At 42.4% G+C, this 1140-nt stretch carries 1 protein-coding gene; it reads right to left on the reverse strand.

Features of this window, described 5'->3' with window-relative positions:
- On the reverse strand, positions 1–1140 hold a 1140-nt coding region (locus JCM19043_RS17035), incomplete at both ends, for a hypothetical protein (protein ID WP_062323996.1).

The raw sequence follows: 1140 nt of genomic DNA on the forward strand, positions 1-1140 counted from the left end.
CGCCAGGATCATCTTTTGATAAGCAAACTGACTCATTCGGCGATTGGCTTTCTTATGTCCATAAGGACGTGACACTTTGGACCGCGTCGTATCCAATCTTTCGATGGCGAGTGGTTTATGATGTTTAACGGCATAGTCAACGAGGGCGATGACCTCTGCTTCTATGATTTTCGTTACCTGTCCACTGGTTTTACCCTCTAATTTAAACGGAAGGGTGAAGGCATCCACACATTGACCAATGTCGTTGACATTGGCGATAGCGATATGATTCACATTCAAATCAACACCAACCATACCCGTTGATGTTGAGGTATTCAGATAGGGTGTAGCTGGCACATCGATTAAGCATTTAACGATATAATAGGCACCATGGTCTTCAAGCGACCATCCAATCGGCTTCCCATACTTTTTCTTATCTTTCAGGTTCATTTGTGTCTGAATGGCACGATTGACATGATCTTGGCCATAAGGAAAAACAACGTCAGCGAGACGAATGACGCATTGGTCGATCGCTTTAAAGGTAAGGGTATGCGTCTCTGGGTGATAATGAAAGACAAAGTTTCCTGATTTAGCATCTTTCCGTCCTGATATAGTCATCTTACCGTAACGCGCTGCTACCCAATCTTTCTGCCAACGCTCAGGATGAGCGTGATACGTTTTTTGTGTTAACCGGCCGCGGGCGAGTTTTTTACTACCGAAACACACACCAATCACTTTGGTCGGCAATTGAATCAATTGTTTTTCGTATCGGTCTTTCTTAAAGTTCAACTGGCCCAAGCGAGACTTTAGGTGTTTGATTTGAACATCAAGATGTTGATGTTCAAAATCATAGGCGCAGTAAAATAAGCGTGTGGAATGCTTATATGTCACAACAAAAAAGGCCCCTTTTTGTTGTTCACGTGACGTCTTATTGAACATCGGTGTTCCTTTGACAAAAGAGACTTTTATTTTTTGAAGTGTCGTCAAGCGGACCTTCGTCGCTTTTATTTTTCTTTTAACGGCGTTGATTTGTTCTTTTTTATTACGCATGTACACCTTCTTCAATTCTTTTTGCGCGGATAGAAGCGACCGTCCTTCTTGAACAGCGCTGTTCGCATAATAATCATTTAATCCGTAACGTTGTTTCAACTGTTGATGGAC

It is taken from the genome of Halolactibacillus sp. JCM 19043 (assembly GCF_001310395.1).
Lineage (GTDB): Bacteria > Bacillota > Bacilli > Bacillales > Amphibacillaceae > Halolactibacillus > Halolactibacillus miurensis.